The organism is Mesorhizobium sp. M0815 (assembly GCF_040319995.1).
GTDB lineage: Bacteria > Pseudomonadota > Alphaproteobacteria > Rhizobiales > Rhizobiaceae > Mesorhizobium.
In genome coordinates this window covers 35,396-51,299 of the sequence record NZ_JAMYOU010000001.1, presented here as the reverse complement: position 1 = coordinate 51,299, position 15,904 = coordinate 35,396, and the positions used below count along the sequence as shown (strand labels likewise).

12 protein-coding genes and 1 pseudogene are annotated in these 15,904 nt (G+C 63.8%); 7 read left to right on the top strand and 6 right to left on the bottom strand.

The window, feature by feature from the left end:
• The first annotated feature begins 4 nt into the window (after positions 1–4).
• Positions 5–2,468, top strand: a pseudogene (locus NKI01_RS00215) (ComEC/Rec2 family competence protein).
• Here the strand turns inward: NKI01_RS00215 and lexA are convergent.
• The gene (gene lexA, locus NKI01_RS00210; RefSeq protein ID WP_084642503.1) at positions 2,462–3,193 is read right to left on the bottom strand and encodes a transcriptional repressor LexA; all 732 of its coding nucleotides are present in this window, start codon (positions 3,191–3,193) and stop codon (positions 2,462–2,464) included. The pseudogene NKI01_RS00215 and the gene lexA sit on opposite strands and share 7 nt — an antisense overlap.
• A gap of 471 nt (positions 3,194–3,664) precedes the next feature.
• On the opposite strand from lexA, the gene kynU reads away from it, so the two are divergent.
• Complete coding sequence (kynU, locus tag NKI01_RS00205; RefSeq protein ID WP_352961483.1) at positions 3,665–4,912, top strand: kynureninase; 1,248 nt, start codon at positions 3,665–3,667, stop codon at positions 4,910–4,912.
• A gap of 98 nt (positions 4,913–5,010) precedes the next feature.
• The gene (locus tag NKI01_RS00200; protein WP_352961480.1) at positions 5,011–5,841 is read left to right on the top strand and encodes a hormone-sensitive lipase; all 831 of its coding nucleotides are present in this window, start codon (positions 5,011–5,013) and stop codon (positions 5,839–5,841) included.
• A 7-nt stretch (positions 5,842–5,848) separates the two neighbouring features.
• Here NKI01_RS00200 and NKI01_RS00195 read toward each other — a convergent pair whose 3' ends face one another.
• The 5 genes from NKI01_RS00195 to NKI01_RS00175 are packed head-to-tail and all read right to left on the bottom strand — an operon-like array spanning position 5,849 to position 11,279.
• A complete protein-coding gene (locus NKI01_RS00195) occupies positions 5,849–7,054 on the bottom strand; it encodes a molybdopterin molybdotransferase MoeA (RefSeq protein ID WP_352961477.1) in 1,206 nt (401 codons plus the stop codon).
• Positions 7,054–7,560, bottom strand: coding sequence for a cyclic pyranopterin monophosphate synthase MoaC (gene moaC / locus NKI01_RS00190; RefSeq protein WP_023717712.1), 507 nt, complete (start codon positions 7,558–7,560; stop codon positions 7,054–7,056). The genes NKI01_RS00195 and moaC overlap by 1 nt, the downstream gene beginning before the upstream one ends.
• Positions 7,561–7,562: 2 nt before the next feature.
• Positions 7,563–8,375, bottom strand: coding sequence for an indole-3-glycerol phosphate synthase TrpC (gene trpC, locus NKI01_RS00185; protein ID WP_023717711.1), 813 nt, complete (start codon positions 8,373–8,375; stop codon positions 7,563–7,565).
• Positions 8,376–8,379: 4 nt separating this feature from the next.
• Complete coding sequence (gene trpD / locus NKI01_RS00180; RefSeq protein ID WP_352482657.1) at positions 8,380–9,390, bottom strand: anthranilate phosphoribosyltransferase; 1,011 nt, start codon at positions 9,388–9,390, stop codon at positions 8,380–8,382.
• Positions 9,387–11,279 (bottom strand): SurA N-terminal domain-containing protein, encoded by a 1,893-nt coding sequence (locus NKI01_RS00175; RefSeq protein ID WP_352961473.1) that lies wholly within the window; start codon positions 11,277–11,279, stop codon positions 9,387–9,389. The genes trpD and NKI01_RS00175 overlap by 4 nt, the downstream gene beginning before the upstream one ends.
• 142 nt (positions 11,280–11,421) lie before the next feature.
• On the opposite strand from NKI01_RS00175, the gene tpiA reads away from it, so the two are divergent.
• The 4 genes from tpiA to pyrG all read left to right on the top strand — a co-directional run bounded on the left by tpiA (position 11,422) and on the right by pyrG (position 15,896).
• Positions 11,422–12,189 (top strand): triose-phosphate isomerase, encoded by a 768-nt coding sequence (tpiA, locus tag NKI01_RS00170; RefSeq protein ID WP_352961470.1) that lies wholly within the window; start codon positions 11,422–11,424, stop codon positions 12,187–12,189.
• A 163-nt stretch (positions 12,190–12,352) separates the two neighbouring features.
• Positions 12,353–12,799 carry a preprotein translocase subunit SecG gene (gene secG / locus NKI01_RS00165; protein WP_352494606.1) on the top strand — a complete coding sequence of 149 codons (447 nt, stop codon included), beginning with the start codon at positions 12,353–12,355 and terminating at the stop codon, positions 12,797–12,799.
• 199 nt (positions 12,800–12,998) lie between these two features.
• Complete coding sequence (locus NKI01_RS00160; RefSeq protein ID WP_352844067.1) at positions 12,999–14,120, top strand: L,D-transpeptidase; 1,122 nt, start codon at positions 12,999–13,001, stop codon at positions 14,118–14,120.
• 147 nt (positions 14,121–14,267) lie between these two features.
• Complete coding sequence (gene pyrG / locus NKI01_RS00155; protein WP_352448839.1) at positions 14,268–15,896, top strand: CTP synthase; 1,629 nt, start codon at positions 14,268–14,270, stop codon at positions 15,894–15,896.
• Positions 15,897–15,904: the final 8 nt, after the last annotated feature.

Genomic DNA, 15,904 nt, shown 5'->3' with positions numbered 1-15,904 from the left:
CCCGATGGCTGTGCGAGGCCGTGGTGCGGGCGAGGGCGAGGACGTTGGCAGCGGCGTCAGCGAACGCTTGCTGTTTGCCGCGCCCGTGCCTGTCCTGCCGGCACCGGCATTGCTGCCGGTTCCACGCTTTGATGCCCCGTCGCTGCCGGCGAGCGACCCAGCAACGGTTCTCGTGCCCGCGGCCGAGCCCATCGTGCGCCTACGCCGGCGTTTCCGCCTCCCGTCACCGTCCCGTATCCGCAACGGCGTAACCTCGGCGGTCGGCCTGGAGCTCGACCGTGGGGTCGCCTTCCTGCTGGTGCCGGTGTTCCTCGCATGCGGGGATCGTATATTTTGCGCTGGCGGTGGAGCCGGCCTTTCCACAGCCGATCGCAATCGTCGCCTTGGCAGCCCTCTGTGCCGTCGCCTCGCGGTCGTGGCCCAGAACCCGCCTGTGCTTCATGGCGGCGTTGCTCTGCGCGCTTGGCGTGCTTGCCGCCAAGGTCGAGACCTGGCGTGTCGGAACGCATATGCTCGGTTCCGAAATCTCGACGCGCCTCACGGGTCGCGTCGTATCGTTCGAGCCCATGGCGAGCGGCCGCATCAGGCTGACGATCGATGTGATCTCAACCGCCAGGCCGACACTGCGCTACATGCCGGAACGGGTCCGCGTTTCGGCGATGAAAATACCGGCTGAGCTGACCGCCGGTTCCGAGATCGCCGGCTATGTGCGGCTGCTGCCGCCGACCGGGCCGGTGCGGCCCGACAGCTATGATTTCTCCTTCGACAGCTATTTTGCCGGTATCGGCGGCAGCGGCTTTTTTCTCGGCAATCCGAAAGTCGTGTCGTCGGGCAGCATGCCGTTTGCCGCGCGGCTTTCTTCCGCGATCGAAGACGCGCGCGAATCCATCGCCGACCATATCCGCAGCCGCATCGGCGGCGCCGAGGGCGAGATTGCTGCTGCGCTGATCGTCGGCGTGCGCGCCGGCATTCCCGAGGAGATCAACGAAGCGATGCGGCGTACCGGCATCTACCACATCATCTCCATCTCGGGGCTGCATATGGCGTTGGTCGCCGGCACCATTATGGCGCTGCTGCGCGGCGCCTTTGCGCTGTTTCCCGATTTCTCATCGCGACGGCCGGTCAAGAAATACGCGGCGGCCGCCGCGCTTTTTTCGATTGCGGCCTACCTCGTCTTTTCCGGCATTGTGGTGGCGGCCGAACGCAGCTTCATCATGTTGGCGGTGATGCTTATCGCCGTGCTGTTCGACCGGGCCGCGCTCACCATGCGCAACCTGGCGATCTCGGCCATCGCGGTCATTCTGGTGTCGCCGCACGAGGTGGTCGGTCCGAGCTTCCAGATGTCCTTCGCCGCGACGGCGGCCCTTGTCGGCGCCTATGCAGGCTGGTCCGATTACCGCGCCGGCGGGGCCACCACGCCGCCGCCCCGGCGGTCGCCGCTACGCTTTGCCACTAGAAAGGTACTGATGGGCATGGGCGGCCTGGCGATGACCTCGATCATTGCAGGGAGCGCCACGGCGCTTTTCGCCATATGGCATTTCCAGCGCGTGGCGCCGCTCAGCCTGTTCGCCAATCTGGCCATCATGCCTATCGTCTCACTGGTCGTCATGCCCTTCGCCGTCCTCAGTGCGCTGGCGATGCCGTTCGGCGCGGATGGGCCTTTCCTCTACGTGATGGGCAAGGGGCTGACGGCGATGATCGCCCTGTCCGGGTGGATCTCCGAGCGCTCGCCGATCGATGCGGTCGGGCTGATTTCGCTGAGATCTGTCCTTTTGGTGACGATCGCCCTCGTCATTGCCAGCATGGCGACGACCTGGTTGCGGCTCGTGGCCCTTCCTTTTGCGCTCGCCGGCTTGCTAACGACAACGCAGACGCGCGTACCCGATGTATTGATCTCGGAGGACGCACGGCTCGTCGCGCTGCCGATCGGCAGCGGTGAACTCGCGGTCAACCGGGCACGCCCGAATGAGTTCACCATCGACAACTGGAAACGCGCGCTCACATCAGAGGCTATCGTCGCGCCGGAAACACCTGGAAAGAACGATCCGCAATTCGACATTGCCGATCCGGCCGACTTACCGCCGGGCATGCCGTTCATTTGCACGGACGGTCTCTGCCTTGCCAGGCATCCATCCGGCGCGATCATCGCGCTAGCCAATGACCGCGATACTGCACGGCCAGCCTGCGCCTTTGCCAGCTTGATCGTCATCGACGACGCCACCGCCCATAATCCCTGCTACTACGACCGGCTGGTCCTCGTCGTCACCAAACGGCAACTGGCGCGCGCGGGAAGTGCGGCCGTCTATTTCGATCCACAAGCGGCAACACGCGCCGAAATCCGCTTCGCCGTCGAAAAATCATACCGGCCCTGGCACGTGCAGCGGAAATTTTCACGCGCGGCGCGGGGCATGCCGCCATACCGCAGAGCCGACAAGCCAAAAGCCGGCGCCAAGGGCGCAGCTCAGTAGCGGCGGATCAGCCCAACGAGCTTGCCCTGCACCTTGACCCTGTCTGGTCCGAAGATGCGCGTCTCGTAGGCCGGATTGGCGGCTTCCAGGGCGATCGAGGCGCCCTTGCGGCGGAACCGCTTCAGCGTCGCTTCTTCCTCGTCGACCAGTGCCACCACGATCTCACCGGGGCTCGCCGTATCGGCATTGCGGATGATCACCGTGTCGCCGTCGAAAATGCCAGCCTCGATCATCGAATCGCCTTTGACCTCGAGCGCATAATGCTCGCCGCCCATGATCATGTCCGGCGGCACCGAGATCGAATGCGTCTGGTGCTGGATGGCATCGATCGGCACACCAGCGGCGATGCGGCCCATCACCGGGATAGACACGGCGGCGACGACATCGTCGTCATTGCCGGCTGCAGGGACGCGCGACGATGTCGGCTTGCCTTGCCGAGGACCTTGCCCAAGACTGCCCTGGATGACACTCGGCGAGAACTTGCGTGCCGCATTGAGGCCGGGGGCGATCGAATCGGGCAGGCGCAGCACCTCCAGCGCACGGGCCCTGTTGGGCAAACGGCGAATGAAGCCGCGCTCCTCCAGCGCCGTAATCAGCCGGTGGATTCCCGATTTGGAAGCCAGGTCGAGCGCTTCCTTCATCTCGTCGAAGGAGGGCGGGATACCGCTTTCCTTCAGCCTTTCGTGGATGAACATAAGCAGTTCGTGTTGTTTGCGTGTCAGCATAGCGACCCCCAACAGAATCAGAAAAACAAACCCAGAACAAACACTATCTGTTCCAGTTGTGTTCCGCAACTGTTTAAAGTTTAATGAATGTGTTAGGGCTCGGGTAACGATACCACTCGCCAAACCGGGACGCTGCATTTTCACCGCCGCGGGCCTCATCGCCTTGATTCTGCTTTCGTTTGCGGCCTCTGGGTTTCCAGAAGGCGGCACTGGTATCGGCCGTCAGCCGGCAAAGGGGCACGGAATTGAAGCCGTATCGACTGTGCGGTTTGGTCAATGCACCGTGAACGAAACGAACTCAAAACGCCAACCTTGGGTTGGCTTGGCTCCTGGTTTCCACCGCATGGTCAGGCAACTTGTCGCCGGTGGAGCCTTGCTGCGCGATACCAGGTAATGGAGAACCGCTCGTGACCGATGGATGCCGTCGATGCGTGTCCGGCGTTGCGGTGAATCTTGGGGAGCAGACAAATCATGACAGGAATTCCCGATCTCGTGGCCATAAGGGCGATGGATGCTGCAGATCCGCTGCGCGCGATGCGCGACCGCTTTGTGCTGCCGCAAGGAGTGATCTATCTCGACGGCAATTCGCTAGGGGCCGCTTCGCGTGCCGCTTTCGATGAATTGAGCAAGGCAGTGACCGAAGAATGGGCGCATGATCTCATCCGCGCCTGGAACACGGCCGGCTGGTTCAACATGCCGCTCGAACTTGGCGACCAGCTCGGGCGCCTGATCGGTGCCGCGGCCGGCCAGACGGTGGTCTGCGACACGACATCGGTCAACATCTACAAGCTGCTGCACGCCGCCATGGCCATGCGGCCGGAGCGGCAGGTCATCGTCGCCGAGGGCGACAGTTTTCCGACAGACCTCTACATGGCTGAGGGTGTGGTTTCGACGCGAAAAGATACGCTGCTGCGCCTCTCGGGGGTCGACGCGCCGAGCATCGAAGAGCTGATCGACGAACGCACCGCCGTGGTGCTGGTCAACCACGTCAACTACAAGTCGGGCGAACTGCGCGACGTGCCGGCGCTGACGCGCAGGGCCCAGGAAGCCGGGGCGATGATCGTCTGGGATCTCTGCCACACCGCCGGTGCGATGCCAGTCGAGCTCGACACGGCAAACGCCGATTTTGCCGTTGGCTGCACCTACAAATATCTGAATGGCGGACCGGGCGCGCCTGCCTTCATCTATGCGGCTGAGCGGCATCTTGCCGACATCCAGCAGCCGCTCACCGGCTGGTGGGGCCATGCACGGCCCTTCGCCTTCGAGCCAGGCTATGCGGCCGGCACCGGCATCCGCCGGTTTCTGTGCGGCACCCAGCCGGTCCTGTCGATGCGCACGCTGAAGGGCGCGCTCGACATCTGGAACGATGTCGACATGACGGCGGTGCGCAAGAAGAGCATCGCGCTGGCCGATCTGTTCATCGAGCTTGTCGAGGCAAAGTGCGGCACTTACGGGCTAACGCTCGAAAGCACGCGCGACGGGGAAAAACGCGGCAGCCAGATTTCATTCATGCACGAGCATGGCTACCAGATCATGCGCGCGCTGATCGAACGTGGCGTGATCGGCGATTTTCGCGCGCCATCGACCATGCGCTTAGGCTTCACCCCGCTCTATGTCGGCTATGCCGATGTCTGGCAGGCCGTCGAAGTGCTTGTGGACATCCTGCGCACCGGTGCGTGGAAGGATGCGCGCTTCGCCATCAAGGCGGCTGTCACTTGAGATTGATGCGAGAGCTGGCATCGTGAGGCTGGCGACGACGCGCCGCGCGATGCTCACGGCTACGCGGCAAGGCCATATTGCCAAGGGGAGGGCGCAGGGTGTTCGAACGTCACATTGCCGATTGGGACAACGCCTATGCCAATGGCGCCAACATAGCCGGCAGCGATCGCTGGCCGGCGGCCTGGGTCGAGCCCGCGCGGGTTTTTCGCGACGTGCTTTCGACCGAGGGCCGGGCGCGGCTCGACATGGCCTATGGCGATGGCCCACGCAACCGGCTCGATCTTTTCCTGCCGGCCACCAAGCCCAAGGGGCTCGTGGTGTTCGTCCATGGCGGCTACTGGATGGCATTCGACAAGAGTTTCTGGTCGCATCTTGCCGCTGGCGCTGTTGATCGCGGCTATGCCGTGGCGATGCCGTCCTACACGCTCTGTCCGCAGATGCGCATTGGCGGCATCGTCAAGGAAGTCGGCGCGGCGATCGGCAAGGCGGCGGGGATGGTCGCAGGGCCGCTGATGCTGACCGGACACTCGGCCGGTGGCCATCTTGTTAGCCGGATGGTTACGACGACGACGCCGCTGGCGCCCGAAATTGTCCGGCGCATTCGCCATATCGTATCGATCTCGGGTGTGCACGATTTGCGCCCGATCATGCGCACCGGCATGAACGAGACGCTGGCGATCGATGAGGCCGAGGCGCAGGCCGAAAGCCCGGTGCTGCTGCGCCCGATGGACAAGGCCCGCCTGACCTGCTGGGCCGGCGGCGGCGAGCGCGCCGAATTCCTGCGCCAGAGCGCGTTGCTGGCCAATATCTGGATCGGCCTGGGTGCCGCGACCAGTTCGGTGGTCGAGCCTGACCGGCATCATTTCAACATCATCGACGGTTTGGCCGATCCAGACCATCCGCTGACCCGGACCTTGATCTCGGAGTGAGGCAGGTTCAGCGTAGCATCAGCACGTCGCAGGCGGCGCCCGCCGCCGCGGCGGGCGTGAACGGCGCATGGACGATCAGCCCGTTGGCATCGGCCAGCATTTTCAGCATCGAGGAGTCCTGGATGCCGAACGGCGTCGCCACGAGCGTACCGGCGTCGTCTGTGACAACAGCCCGCACATAATCTTGCCTGAGATCGTTGGCCGGCATGGCAGCGCCGAGCCGTGCCTCACGCATATCCTGCTGAAAGGCGCGGCCGCCGAGCCGCGCCAGCAGCGGCTTCAGGAAGAGCTGGGTGCAGACCAGGCTCGCCACCGGATTGCCGGGCAAGCCGATGCAGCGAATGTCGCCCAGCCGCCCGAACATCAGCGGCTTGCCCGGCCGCATGGCGATCTTCCAGAAATCGAGAGTCATGCCTTGCCCGGTCAGCACGTCATGGACGAAATCGTGGTCACCGACCGAGGCACCGCCCAGCGTGACGATGACGTTCGCGCCAGCCTTCACGGCCTTTTCCACCAGCGCAGCGATCGCCTCCCTGCGGTCCGGCGCGATGCCAAGGTCGAGCACTCGCGCACCGACCGACTGTGCGGCGGCGGCGACACCATAGGCGTTGGAGGAGATGATCTGGTCGGGGCCAAGCTCGCTGCCCGGCGGCAGCAATTCGTCGCCGGTGGCGATGATGGCGACCAACGGCCTTTTGACCACGCCGACCTCGGGGTGGTTGGCCGATGCCGCCAGCGACAAGGCCGCCGGGTCGAGCAGGCGGCCTTTGTGCAGCAGGACGTCGCCTTTGGCGAAATCGAGCCCGAGGCGGCGGATGTTTCGCCCCTGCACCGTCGGCTCCGTCACTTCGACGACACCGCGGCCGAGATCGCGGACGTTCTCCTGGATGACGATGGTGTCGGCGCCTTCGGGAAGCGGCGCGCCGGTGAAGATACGGACGGCCTGCCCCTGCTGCACCGTCCCGGCAAAGCCGCTTCCGGCCGGCGCCATGCCGACCACCGAAAGCTTTGCTGGTAAGGACGCGATATCAGCCGCCCGCACGGCATAGCCGTCCATGGCGGAGGCGTTGAACGGCGGCTGGGTGCGGAGCGCCACAACCGGCTCCGCCAGCACGCGGTCGGCGGCATCCAGCAGCGCGACGCGTTCGCCCTGCAGTGCAGCTGCGCCGTCCAACAGGCGCTCGAGCGCCTCAGCAACTGGGACCAGCGCCATCAGCGGCCTGCCTCGGTGACCCCATCTTCGGTGATCTTGTAGTCGCCGGATTTGCCGCCGGTCTTTTCAACCAGCCTGATGCCGGAGATGACCATGGCGCGGTCGACCGCCTTGGCCATGTCGTAGATGGTCAGGCAAGCGACCGAGACGGCGCTCAGGGCCTCCATCTCAACGCCGGTTTTGCCGGTGACGCGGGTCAATGCTGTGACCTTCAGGCCGGGCAAAGCTGCGTCCGGCTCGATATCGACAGATATCCTGGTCAGCAGCAGTGGATGGCAGAGCGGGATCAGTTCATGCGTCTTCTTGGCCGCCATGATGCCGGCGATACGCGCGGTACCGAGCACGTCGCCCTTCTTGGCATCGCCGGCGAGGATCATGTCCAGCGTCTCGGGCCGCATCGACACGAAGCCCTCCGCGACTGCCGTGCGCACCGTCTCAGCCTTGTCGCCGACATCGACCATGTTGGCTTCGCCGCGCGCGCCAAGATGGGTGAGGGCGGCCGCCATCCTCAGATCGCCTCTGCCGGCGCCTTGCCCGTCAAAAGCAGGCGCGTTGCAGCGGCCACGTCCTGTTGACGCATCAGGCTCTCACCGACCAGAAAAGTGGCGATGCCGCTCCGCTCCAGCCGGCGGCAATCGTCATGCGAAAAGATACCGCTCTCGCTGACCAGAAGGCGGTCGGCGGGCACCATCGCGACCAGCCGTTCCGAGGTCTCGAGGCTGGTTTCGAAGGTCCGGAGATTGCGGTTGTTGATACCGATCAGCCGCGACGACAGCTGCAGCGCGCGTTCCATCTCAGCCTCGTCATGCACTTCGACCAGCGCGTCCATGCCGAGCCCGAAAGCTGTCGCTTCGAGTTCTCTTGCCAACGCGTCGTCGACGCTGGCCATGATGATCAGTATGGCATCGGCGCCCCATGCCCTGGCCTCGTAGACCTGATAGGGATCGAACAGGAAATCCTTGCGCAAGGCAGGCAACTCGACGGCAGCGCGCGCATCGCTGAGGAACGCGGGCGCCCCCTGGAAAGAGGGTGCGTCGGTCAGCACCGAAAGACAGGCGGCACCGCCTTCCGCATAGGCCCTGGCCAGCGCCGGCGGATCGAAATCGGCGCGGATCAGGCCTTTGGATGGGCTAGCCTTCTTGATTTCGGCAATCAGCGCGAACCTGCCGGATTGGCGCTTTGCTTCAAGGACGGAAAGAAAGCCGCGCGGCGCTTCGGCGTCCGTTGCCCGTGCCTTGATCTCGGCAAACGGCACTTGCGCCTTGGCCGCCGCGATCTCGTCGCGCTTGTAAGCCTCGATCTTGCGCAGGATGTCGGACATAGTTCTAACCGTTCGAAATCTCGACCAGCCTGTCGAGCACTTTCAGCGCGCGGCCGCTGTCGATGGCCTGCGCCGCCGTCACCATGCCGTCGGCAAGTGTCGTCGCCTTGCCGGCCACCACCAGCCCGGCGCCGGCATTCATCAGCACCGTGTCGCGAAAGGCGCCGGCGGCGCCGCCCAGCATGTCGCGCAGTGCCTGGGCATTGTGGGCGGCGTCGCCGCCGCGCAACTCGTCCTTGGTGTGACGCTTCAGCCCGACCGCTTCCGGGGTCAGCACAAAGCTGCGGATCTCGCCGCCGGCCAATTCGGCGACCTGCGTCTCGCCGGTGGTGGTGATCTCGTCATAACCGTCGCCATGGACGACCCAGGCATGGTCGGCACCAAGCTCCTTCAACGTTTCTGCCACCGGCATGATCCATTCGGGCAGGAACACGCCGACCATCTGCCGTCTGACACTGGCCGGATTGGAAAGCGGACCCAGCAGGTTGAAGATGGTGCGGGTGCCGAGCTCGACCCGGGTCGGGCCGACATGCTTCATCGCCGGGTGGTGCGCCGGCGCGAACATGAAGCCAACTCCGGCCTCGTGGATGCAGCGGCCGATCGTCTCCGGAGGGATGTCGATCTTGACGCCCAACGCGATCAGAACATCGGCGGCGCCGGTCAGCGAGGACAGTCCGCGATTGCCGTGCTTGGCGACGGGCACGCCGCTGCCGGCGATGACGAAGGCGGATGCGGTCGAAATGTTGACGCTGTGCGAATTGTCGCCGCCGGTGCCGACAATGTCGATGGCGCCCTCGGGGGCTTCGACGCGCAGCATCTTGGCGCGCATGGTGGCGACGGCGCCGGCGATCTCGCTGACGGTCTCACCGCGCACCCGCAATGCCATCAGGAAGCCGCCGATCTGGCCGGGGGTGGCGTCACCGGACATGATGATGTCGAAGGCCTCGCGCGCCTCCTCGAAGGAAAGAGCGCTACCGGCGGCGACCTTGGCGATGTGGATCTTCAGCGCGCTCATCTGGCCAGGGCTTGGGTTACGGCCGTCTGATCGATGCGGACGTCATATTGCGTCTGCAACTGCGCCACCAACTGGTCGAGCAGGTCGTCGGACATACCGGAGGTGAAGGATTTCTGCGCGTCCTGGGGTACTGAGTTGGCGTCGGCCCCGGCGGGCTCGAATACCTCGGCAACCTTGAACAGGATCTGTCCGTCGCCCGTGGGCGAGGGGATTAGCCCGGTGCCGCCTTCGCCGACGCCGAACATCGCGGCGGCCCCTTCCTTGCCGAAATCGACGTCGTCAGCATCGCGCTTGACACCGCGCTTGGTCTGCTTTTCGAGCTTGAGCTCACCGGCGATCACCTCGAGCGTGGCGCCGGCCTTGAGACGCTTCTCGAGCTCTTGTGCCTTTGCGGTAAGCCGTTTGGTGGTCTCCGCCGCGGTCCAGTCGGCCACGACCTTCTGGCGGACTTCGTCCAGCGTGCGGTCGCGGGCCGGCGTGATCGCGCTTACGTCGTAGAAGACGAAGCCGTTATCGGCGGTGGTGAGGCCTTCATTGTCGGTTCCGGGTTCGGATTCGAACACCGCCTTGATGAGCGCCGGCGATTCCGGCAGGTCTTTGACGATGCTTTCATCCGGCCTTCGGCCGGTGCGGTCGATGGCGTCGATGGTAACGACCTTCAGCTTCAATTTGGCAGCTGCCTCAGCGAGCGAACTGCCGGAGGCGCGCGTATCCTCGTAATTGTCGTGCACGTCCAGCAAGATGCGGCTTGCCTCGCCCAGTGCCAGATCCTTGCGGATCTGCTCGGACACTTCGGCCAGCGGCTTCACCACTTCGGGCTTGACCTCGGTGACGCGCAGCAGAACGGGGCCAAAGGCGCCCTGTACGACCGGGCTGACTTCATTGGCGTTGAGCTTGAAGGCAGCATCGGCAACCGCCTTGTCAGCGATCTTGTCCTTGGCCAGCGTGCCGAGCAGGGTGTCGGCCGGCGTCTTGCCTTCGGCGGCGACGATCTTGTCGAAGGTCGCGCCGGTCCTGAGCGAATCGAGCGCCGCCTTGGCAGCATCAGGCGTCTTGAACACAAGCTGCTCGATGGTGCGCATCTCGGGCGTGGTGTAGCGCGCCTTGTTCTTGTTGTAGTCGTCGCTGACCTGTTGATCGGTCACTGCGCTCAAATCCATGATGTCTTCCGGTTCGAGCCTGACATAGGAGAACTTACGGTATTCGGGCGCGGCGTAGGTTTTCTTGTTCTCCCCGAAATAGGCCGAAAGCACGCTGTCGGACGGCGCTTCTATCGGTTCGACCAGCGATTTCGGCAAGGTCAGGTAGTCGATTGTGCGATCTTCGCCGCGATAGAGCCCGACCGCCTTGAAGAATGTATCCGGGGCTTTGAGGCCATCCGAAACCGCCTCGACGATCTGCTGGCGGACCGCCACCTGGGCGCGGTTTTTCAGATAGTCCTCCGGCCGCATGCCGATCTGCCGGAGCAGGTACTCGAAGGTTCGCCTGTCGAAGGTTCCGCCAGGCCCTTTGAACGCCGGGTCTTCGCGGGTCAGTTCGGCCAGCCGGTCCTTGGACAGGCCAAGGCCGAGCTTGCGGGCCTGCTCGTCGAGGACGGCGCCCGAGACGAGTTGCGCCAGCACCTGGTTGTCGATGCCGAGCGCCGTCGCCTGCTCACGGCTGATGCGCTGGCCGAATTGCTGCGACATTACGCTGAGCTGGCGATCGTAGGCGAGGCGGTATTCGTTGATCGAGACCTTGGTGCCTCCGGCCGTAATCACGGCGTCATGGCCGGCAAGACCGCCCATCAGCCGCCCCGAGATGCCCCAGACGGCGAAGCTCAACACCAACAATGACAGCAGCAGTTTCGCGACCCAGGTCCCCGCCGCGCTTCTCAACATACCAAGCATGAGTACTTCCGATTTTTGCGCATTTCGCATGCGCCGAGTCTGAAACAAGCGCAATAGCGCCCTTCCTGCTCACTGTCGATTGCTTTGTGGCCTGATTTTGATAGTGAGAGCCAGCTGGAAATTGCCCGGAGAAACAAATCCCATGACGCCTGGAATCCGCCCGCTCGTCGCCGGCAACTGGAAAATGAACGGGACCAGCGCCTCGCTCAACGAGCTCAGGATGATCGGCAACGGCTTCATGAGCGGGCTCGACGCCGAGACCGAAGCGGTGGTCTGCGTGCCGGCGACCTTGCTTGCGCACGCCGCCGAGATTCTGTCGCGCACGCCGGTCCGGGCCGGTGGTGAGGATTGCCACACCGAGGAAAGCGGCGCCTATACCGGCTGTATTTCGGCGGAGATGCTGAAGGATGCAGGCGCCAGCCATGTCATCGTCGGCCATTCCGAATGCCGTGCTGATCGCAAGGAGAACGATGCCATAGTGCAGGCCAAGGCCTCCGCCGCATGGCGCGCCGGGCTGGTGGCTATCATCTGCATTGGTGAGACAAGAGCCGAACGCGAAGCAGGAGCCACGCTTGACGTGCTGTCGCGCCAGGTTGCGGGCTCGGTACCGCCAGACGCCACGGCGTCCAACAGCGTCATTGCCTATGAGCCGGTATGGGCGATCGGCACCGGCTTGACCCCGACCGCCGCCGACGTCGCCGAGGCGCATGCGCATATCCGTGAAGAACTGGCGCGGAAGCTTGGCAATACGGCGGCCAAGATGCGCATTCTCTACGGCGGCTCGGTCAAGCCGTCCAACGCCGTCGAGTTGCTCGGCGTCAGGAATGTCGACGGCGCGCTGGTCGGCGGCGCCAGCCTGAAGGCAGCGGACTTCCTCGGCATCGCGGAAGCCTATCGAAACATCGCTTGATACCGGGACTGCTTGCTGGATTTGAGCGGACGGCCGGCGCCGGAATCGTTGCAAAGGACGCATTGCTTCCCATATTCCGGCCACGGGCTTGGAAATGCCGTCAAAGCATTGTATTGAGCCGCCTCCAAATCAGCGGCCGCACAAGGCCTTGCCAGGATAAATTATGGAAACCGTACTGATCGTCGTCCACCTCATGGTCGTGCTCGCGCTTGTCGGCGTGGTGCTGCTGCAGCGCTCCGAAGGCGGCGGTCTCGGCATCGGCGGCGGATCGGGCTTCATGACCGCGCGTGGCGCCGCCAATGCGCTGACGCGGGCGACAGCGATCCTGGCCGCGGCTTTCTTCGTCACTTCGCTGACACTGTCGATCGTCGCGCGCTATGGCGAGAAGCCGATCGACATTCTCGATCGCGTCCCGGCGACCTCGGACGGGGCAGGCAAGGGCGTACTCAACCAATTGCCCGGCACCACGACGCCGCCTTCAGGCAACACGGCGCCGACCCCGCCGTCCGGCAATGGCGCGGCAACGACGCCTCCGGCAACAGCTCCGGCGACGCCGCCAGCGACAAACGGCGCCACCGCGCCGGCCACGCCGCAAGTCCCCAACCAGTAATCGGGCATCTGATGCCGCGATCTGTTGTCGTTTGAACACAGTCGCGGCAAATGCCGCACGATCACGAAGATTCGACCGCGCCCTACGCTTGAGGCGCTTCCGGCTAATCGATTATACATTGCACGCGGCATTTTCGGCGTCCTTGGGGGGCGCCGGGCGACGCCGTGGGCAACAAGCATTGAACGATCGGATCTTCCCCATGCAGCTTCGCAGCTTCATTTTTGCCGGCCTTTGTGCCGTGCTCAGCCTAGGTGCGCCCGCTTATGCGGCTATGCCGACGGCAAATTCGGCTCATAAAGCCGCGACAACAACTGACGTCGTCAACGTCGCTGCCAAAAGCGATGCGGCGCAATTGAAGCTTCTCAAGAAGAAGAAAGATCCGACGCCGGACGACCTTGCGCAGATCCGCAAGATCGAAGCCAAGATCGCAGCCGACAAGGAAGCCGCTCGCGCCAAGGCACTCGAAGCCAGGAAGCTGGCGATGCGCGAGGCGGCGAAAGCCAAGGCCGATGCGGAACGGCAGGCATTCCTTGCCAAGGAGAGCCAGCCGGTCGCGGCGGTCAAGGTGGCTAATGCCAAGCCGGCCAAGAAGAAGACCGTCAACATCATCGAACCGATCGCACCCATCGCGCCGATCCAGTCGGCCGAGCCGATCCCGGCCGAGGCCATGAACGTTGCGCTGACCGGCAACAATGGCGAATTGCGCAGCGAACCGGTCGGGCAGAAGCCGCAGAGCGTCGGGCTGTTCGCGGGACTGTTCGGCGGCACATCGTCTTCATCGATGTCGCTGCTTCCTGAGACGCGCGCGCTCGACGCCGCGCTCGAAAGGAAGCAGGCCAAGCGCCAGTTCAAGGTCAAGCCGGAATTCGTGCCGCAGGAGGTCGAATTCACCGGCTACAACCCCGGCACCATCGTCATCGATACCAGCGCCCGCCGTCTCTACCTCGTCGAATCATCGTCAACCGCCCGCCGTTATGCCATTGCGGTCGGCCGCGAAGGCCTGCAGTTCAAGGGGACGGTTGCCGTCGGCGACAAGCAGGAATGGCCGCGCTGGATTCCGACGCTGGATATGCAAAAGCGCGAACCCAAGCATTATGGGCAGTACAAGGACGGTATGCCCGGCGGCGGCGACAATCCGCTCGGTGCGCGCGCCATCTATCTCTACGATGGCAAGAAGGATACCCATCTGCGCATCCACGGTACCATTGCACCGCAGTCGATCGGAACCAGCGCCTCCAATGGCTGCTTCCGCATGATCAACGAGCACGTCATGGATCTCTATCGCCGGGTGAAAGTAGGCACCAAGGTCGTCATCATCTGACGCCTCGACAGATCGTGCCAAAAGGGCCGGCCTCGCCGGCCCTTTTGTTTTGATACGCCAATGACCAGAGCGCCTTCTTGGGAAAAAGCCTTCGCGGCGGTTTTTTCTCTGGCGGAATCAATTCGGCCGCGTTAAGCGATGACTCCCATGGCGCGATATGTATTCATCACAGGCGGCGTGGTTTCCTCACTTGGAAAAGGCATTGCTGCAGCGGCCCTTGGGGCTCTCTTGCAGGCGCGGGGCTATCGCGCACGCATCAAAAAGCTCGATCCCTATCTCAATGTCGATCCCGGCACGATGTCGCCCTACCAGCACGGCGAAGTCTTCGTGACCGACGACGGCGCCGAGACCGATCTCGATCTTGGCCATTATGAGCGCTTCACAGGCCGCTCGGCCAACCAGCAGGACAACATCACCACCGGCCGCATCTACAAGAACATCATCGAGCGCGAGCGGCGCGGCGACTATCTTGGCGCCACCGTGCAGGTCATTCCGCACGTCACCGACGAGATCAAGAACTTCGTCCTCAACGGCAATGACGACTACGATTTCGTGCTGTGCGAGATCGGTGGCACCGTCGGCGACATCGAGGCGATGCCGTTCCTGGAGGCGATCCGCCAGCTCGGTAACGACCTGCCGCGCAACAACGCCGTCTACGTCCACCTGACCTTGATGCCTTACATTCCGACGGCGGGCGAACTGAAGACCAAGCCGACACAGCATTCGGTCAAGGAGTTGCGCGGCATCGGCATTGCGCCTGATATCCTGCTGGTCCGCGCCGACCGGCCGATCCCCAAGGAAGAGCGCAGAAAACTGTCGCTGTTCTGCAACGTGCGAGAAAGCGCCGTCATCCAGGCGCTCGACGTGCCGCATATCTACGACGTGCCGATGGCCTATCACAATGAAGGGCTGGATTCGGAAGTGCTGGCCGCCTTCGGCATCGATCCGGCGCCGAAGCCGCGCATGGAACGATGGCAAGCGGTGTCCAACCGCATCCACAATCCGGAAGGCGAGGTGACTATCGCCGTCGTCGGCAAATATACCGGCCTCAAGGATGCCTACAAATCGCTGATCGAGGCGCTGTCGCATGGCGGCCTCGCCAACCGGGTCAAGGTCAAGCTCGACTGGATCGAAAGCGAGATATTCGAGAAGGAAGACCCGGCGCCGTGGCTGGAAAAGGTCCATGGCATTCTCGTCCCCGGCGGTTTTGGCGAGCGCGGCTCGGAGGGCAAGATCCTGGCGGCGAAGTTCGCGCGCGAGCGCAAGGTGCCATATTTCGGCATCTGCTTCGGCATGCAGATGGCCTGCATCGAGGCGGCTCGTTCGCTGGCCGGCGTCGAGCACGCATCATCGACCGAGTTCGGTCCAACCGAGGAGCCGGTCGTCGGCTTGATGACCGAATGGCTGAAGGGCAACATGCTGGAAAAGCGCAGGGAAACCGGCGACCTCGGCGGCACCATGCGGCTCGGTGCCTACCAGGCCGACCTCGCCAAGGGATCGAAGATCGCCGAGATCTATGGCGATACGCAGATTTCCGAACGCCATCGCCACCGCTATGAGGTCAATGTCGACTACAAGGAGCGGCTCGAGGATTGCGGCCTGGTGTTTGCCGGCATGTCGCCGGATGGCGTGCTGCCGGAAACGGTCGAATATCCCGACCATCCCTGGTTCATCGGCGTGCAGTATCATCCCGAGTTGAAAAGCCGGCCGCTCGATCCGCACCCGCTGTTTGCCAGCTTCATCGAGGCGGCGGTAGAGCAGTCGCGGCTGGTCTAGATTAGCCG

Excerpts from the sequence above, each read along its gene's own strand:
- lexA (WP_084642503.1), bottom strand. The coding sequence starts at position 3,193 with ATGCTGACACGCAAACAACACGAACTGCTTATGTTCATCCACGAAAGG.
- kynU (WP_352961483.1), top strand. The coding sequence starts at position 3,665 with ATGACAGGAATTCCCGATCTCGTGGCCATAAGGGCGATGGATGCTGCA.
- NKI01_RS00195 (WP_352961477.1), bottom strand. The coding sequence starts at position 7,054 with ATGGCGCTGGTCCCAGTTGCTGAGGCGCTCGAGCGCCTGTTGGACGGC.
- moaC (WP_023717712.1), bottom strand. The coding sequence starts at position 7,560 with ATGGCGGCCGCCCTCACCCATCTTGGCGCGCGCGGCGAAGCCAACATG.
- trpC (WP_023717711.1), bottom strand. The coding sequence starts at position 8,375 with ATGTCCGACATCCTGCGCAAGATCGAGGCTTACAAGCGCGACGAGATC.
- trpD (WP_352482657.1), bottom strand. The coding sequence starts at position 9,390 with ATGAGCGCGCTGAAGATCCACATCGCCAAGGTCGCCGCCGGTAGCGCT.
- NKI01_RS00175 (WP_352961473.1), bottom strand. The coding sequence starts at position 11,279 with ATGCTTGGTATGTTGAGAAGCGCGGCGGGGACCTGGGTCGCGAAACTG.
- tpiA (WP_352961470.1), top strand. The coding sequence starts at position 11,422 with ATGACGCCTGGAATCCGCCCGCTCGTCGCCGGCAACTGGAAAATGAAC.
- secG (WP_352494606.1), top strand. The coding sequence starts at position 12,353 with ATGGAAACCGTACTGATCGTCGTCCACCTCATGGTCGTGCTCGCGCTT.
- NKI01_RS00160 (WP_352844067.1), top strand. The coding sequence starts at position 12,999 with ATGCAGCTTCGCAGCTTCATTTTTGCCGGCCTTTGTGCCGTGCTCAGC.
- pyrG (WP_352448839.1), top strand. The coding sequence starts at position 14,268 with ATGGCGCGATATGTATTCATCACAGGCGGCGTGGTTTCCTCACTTGGA.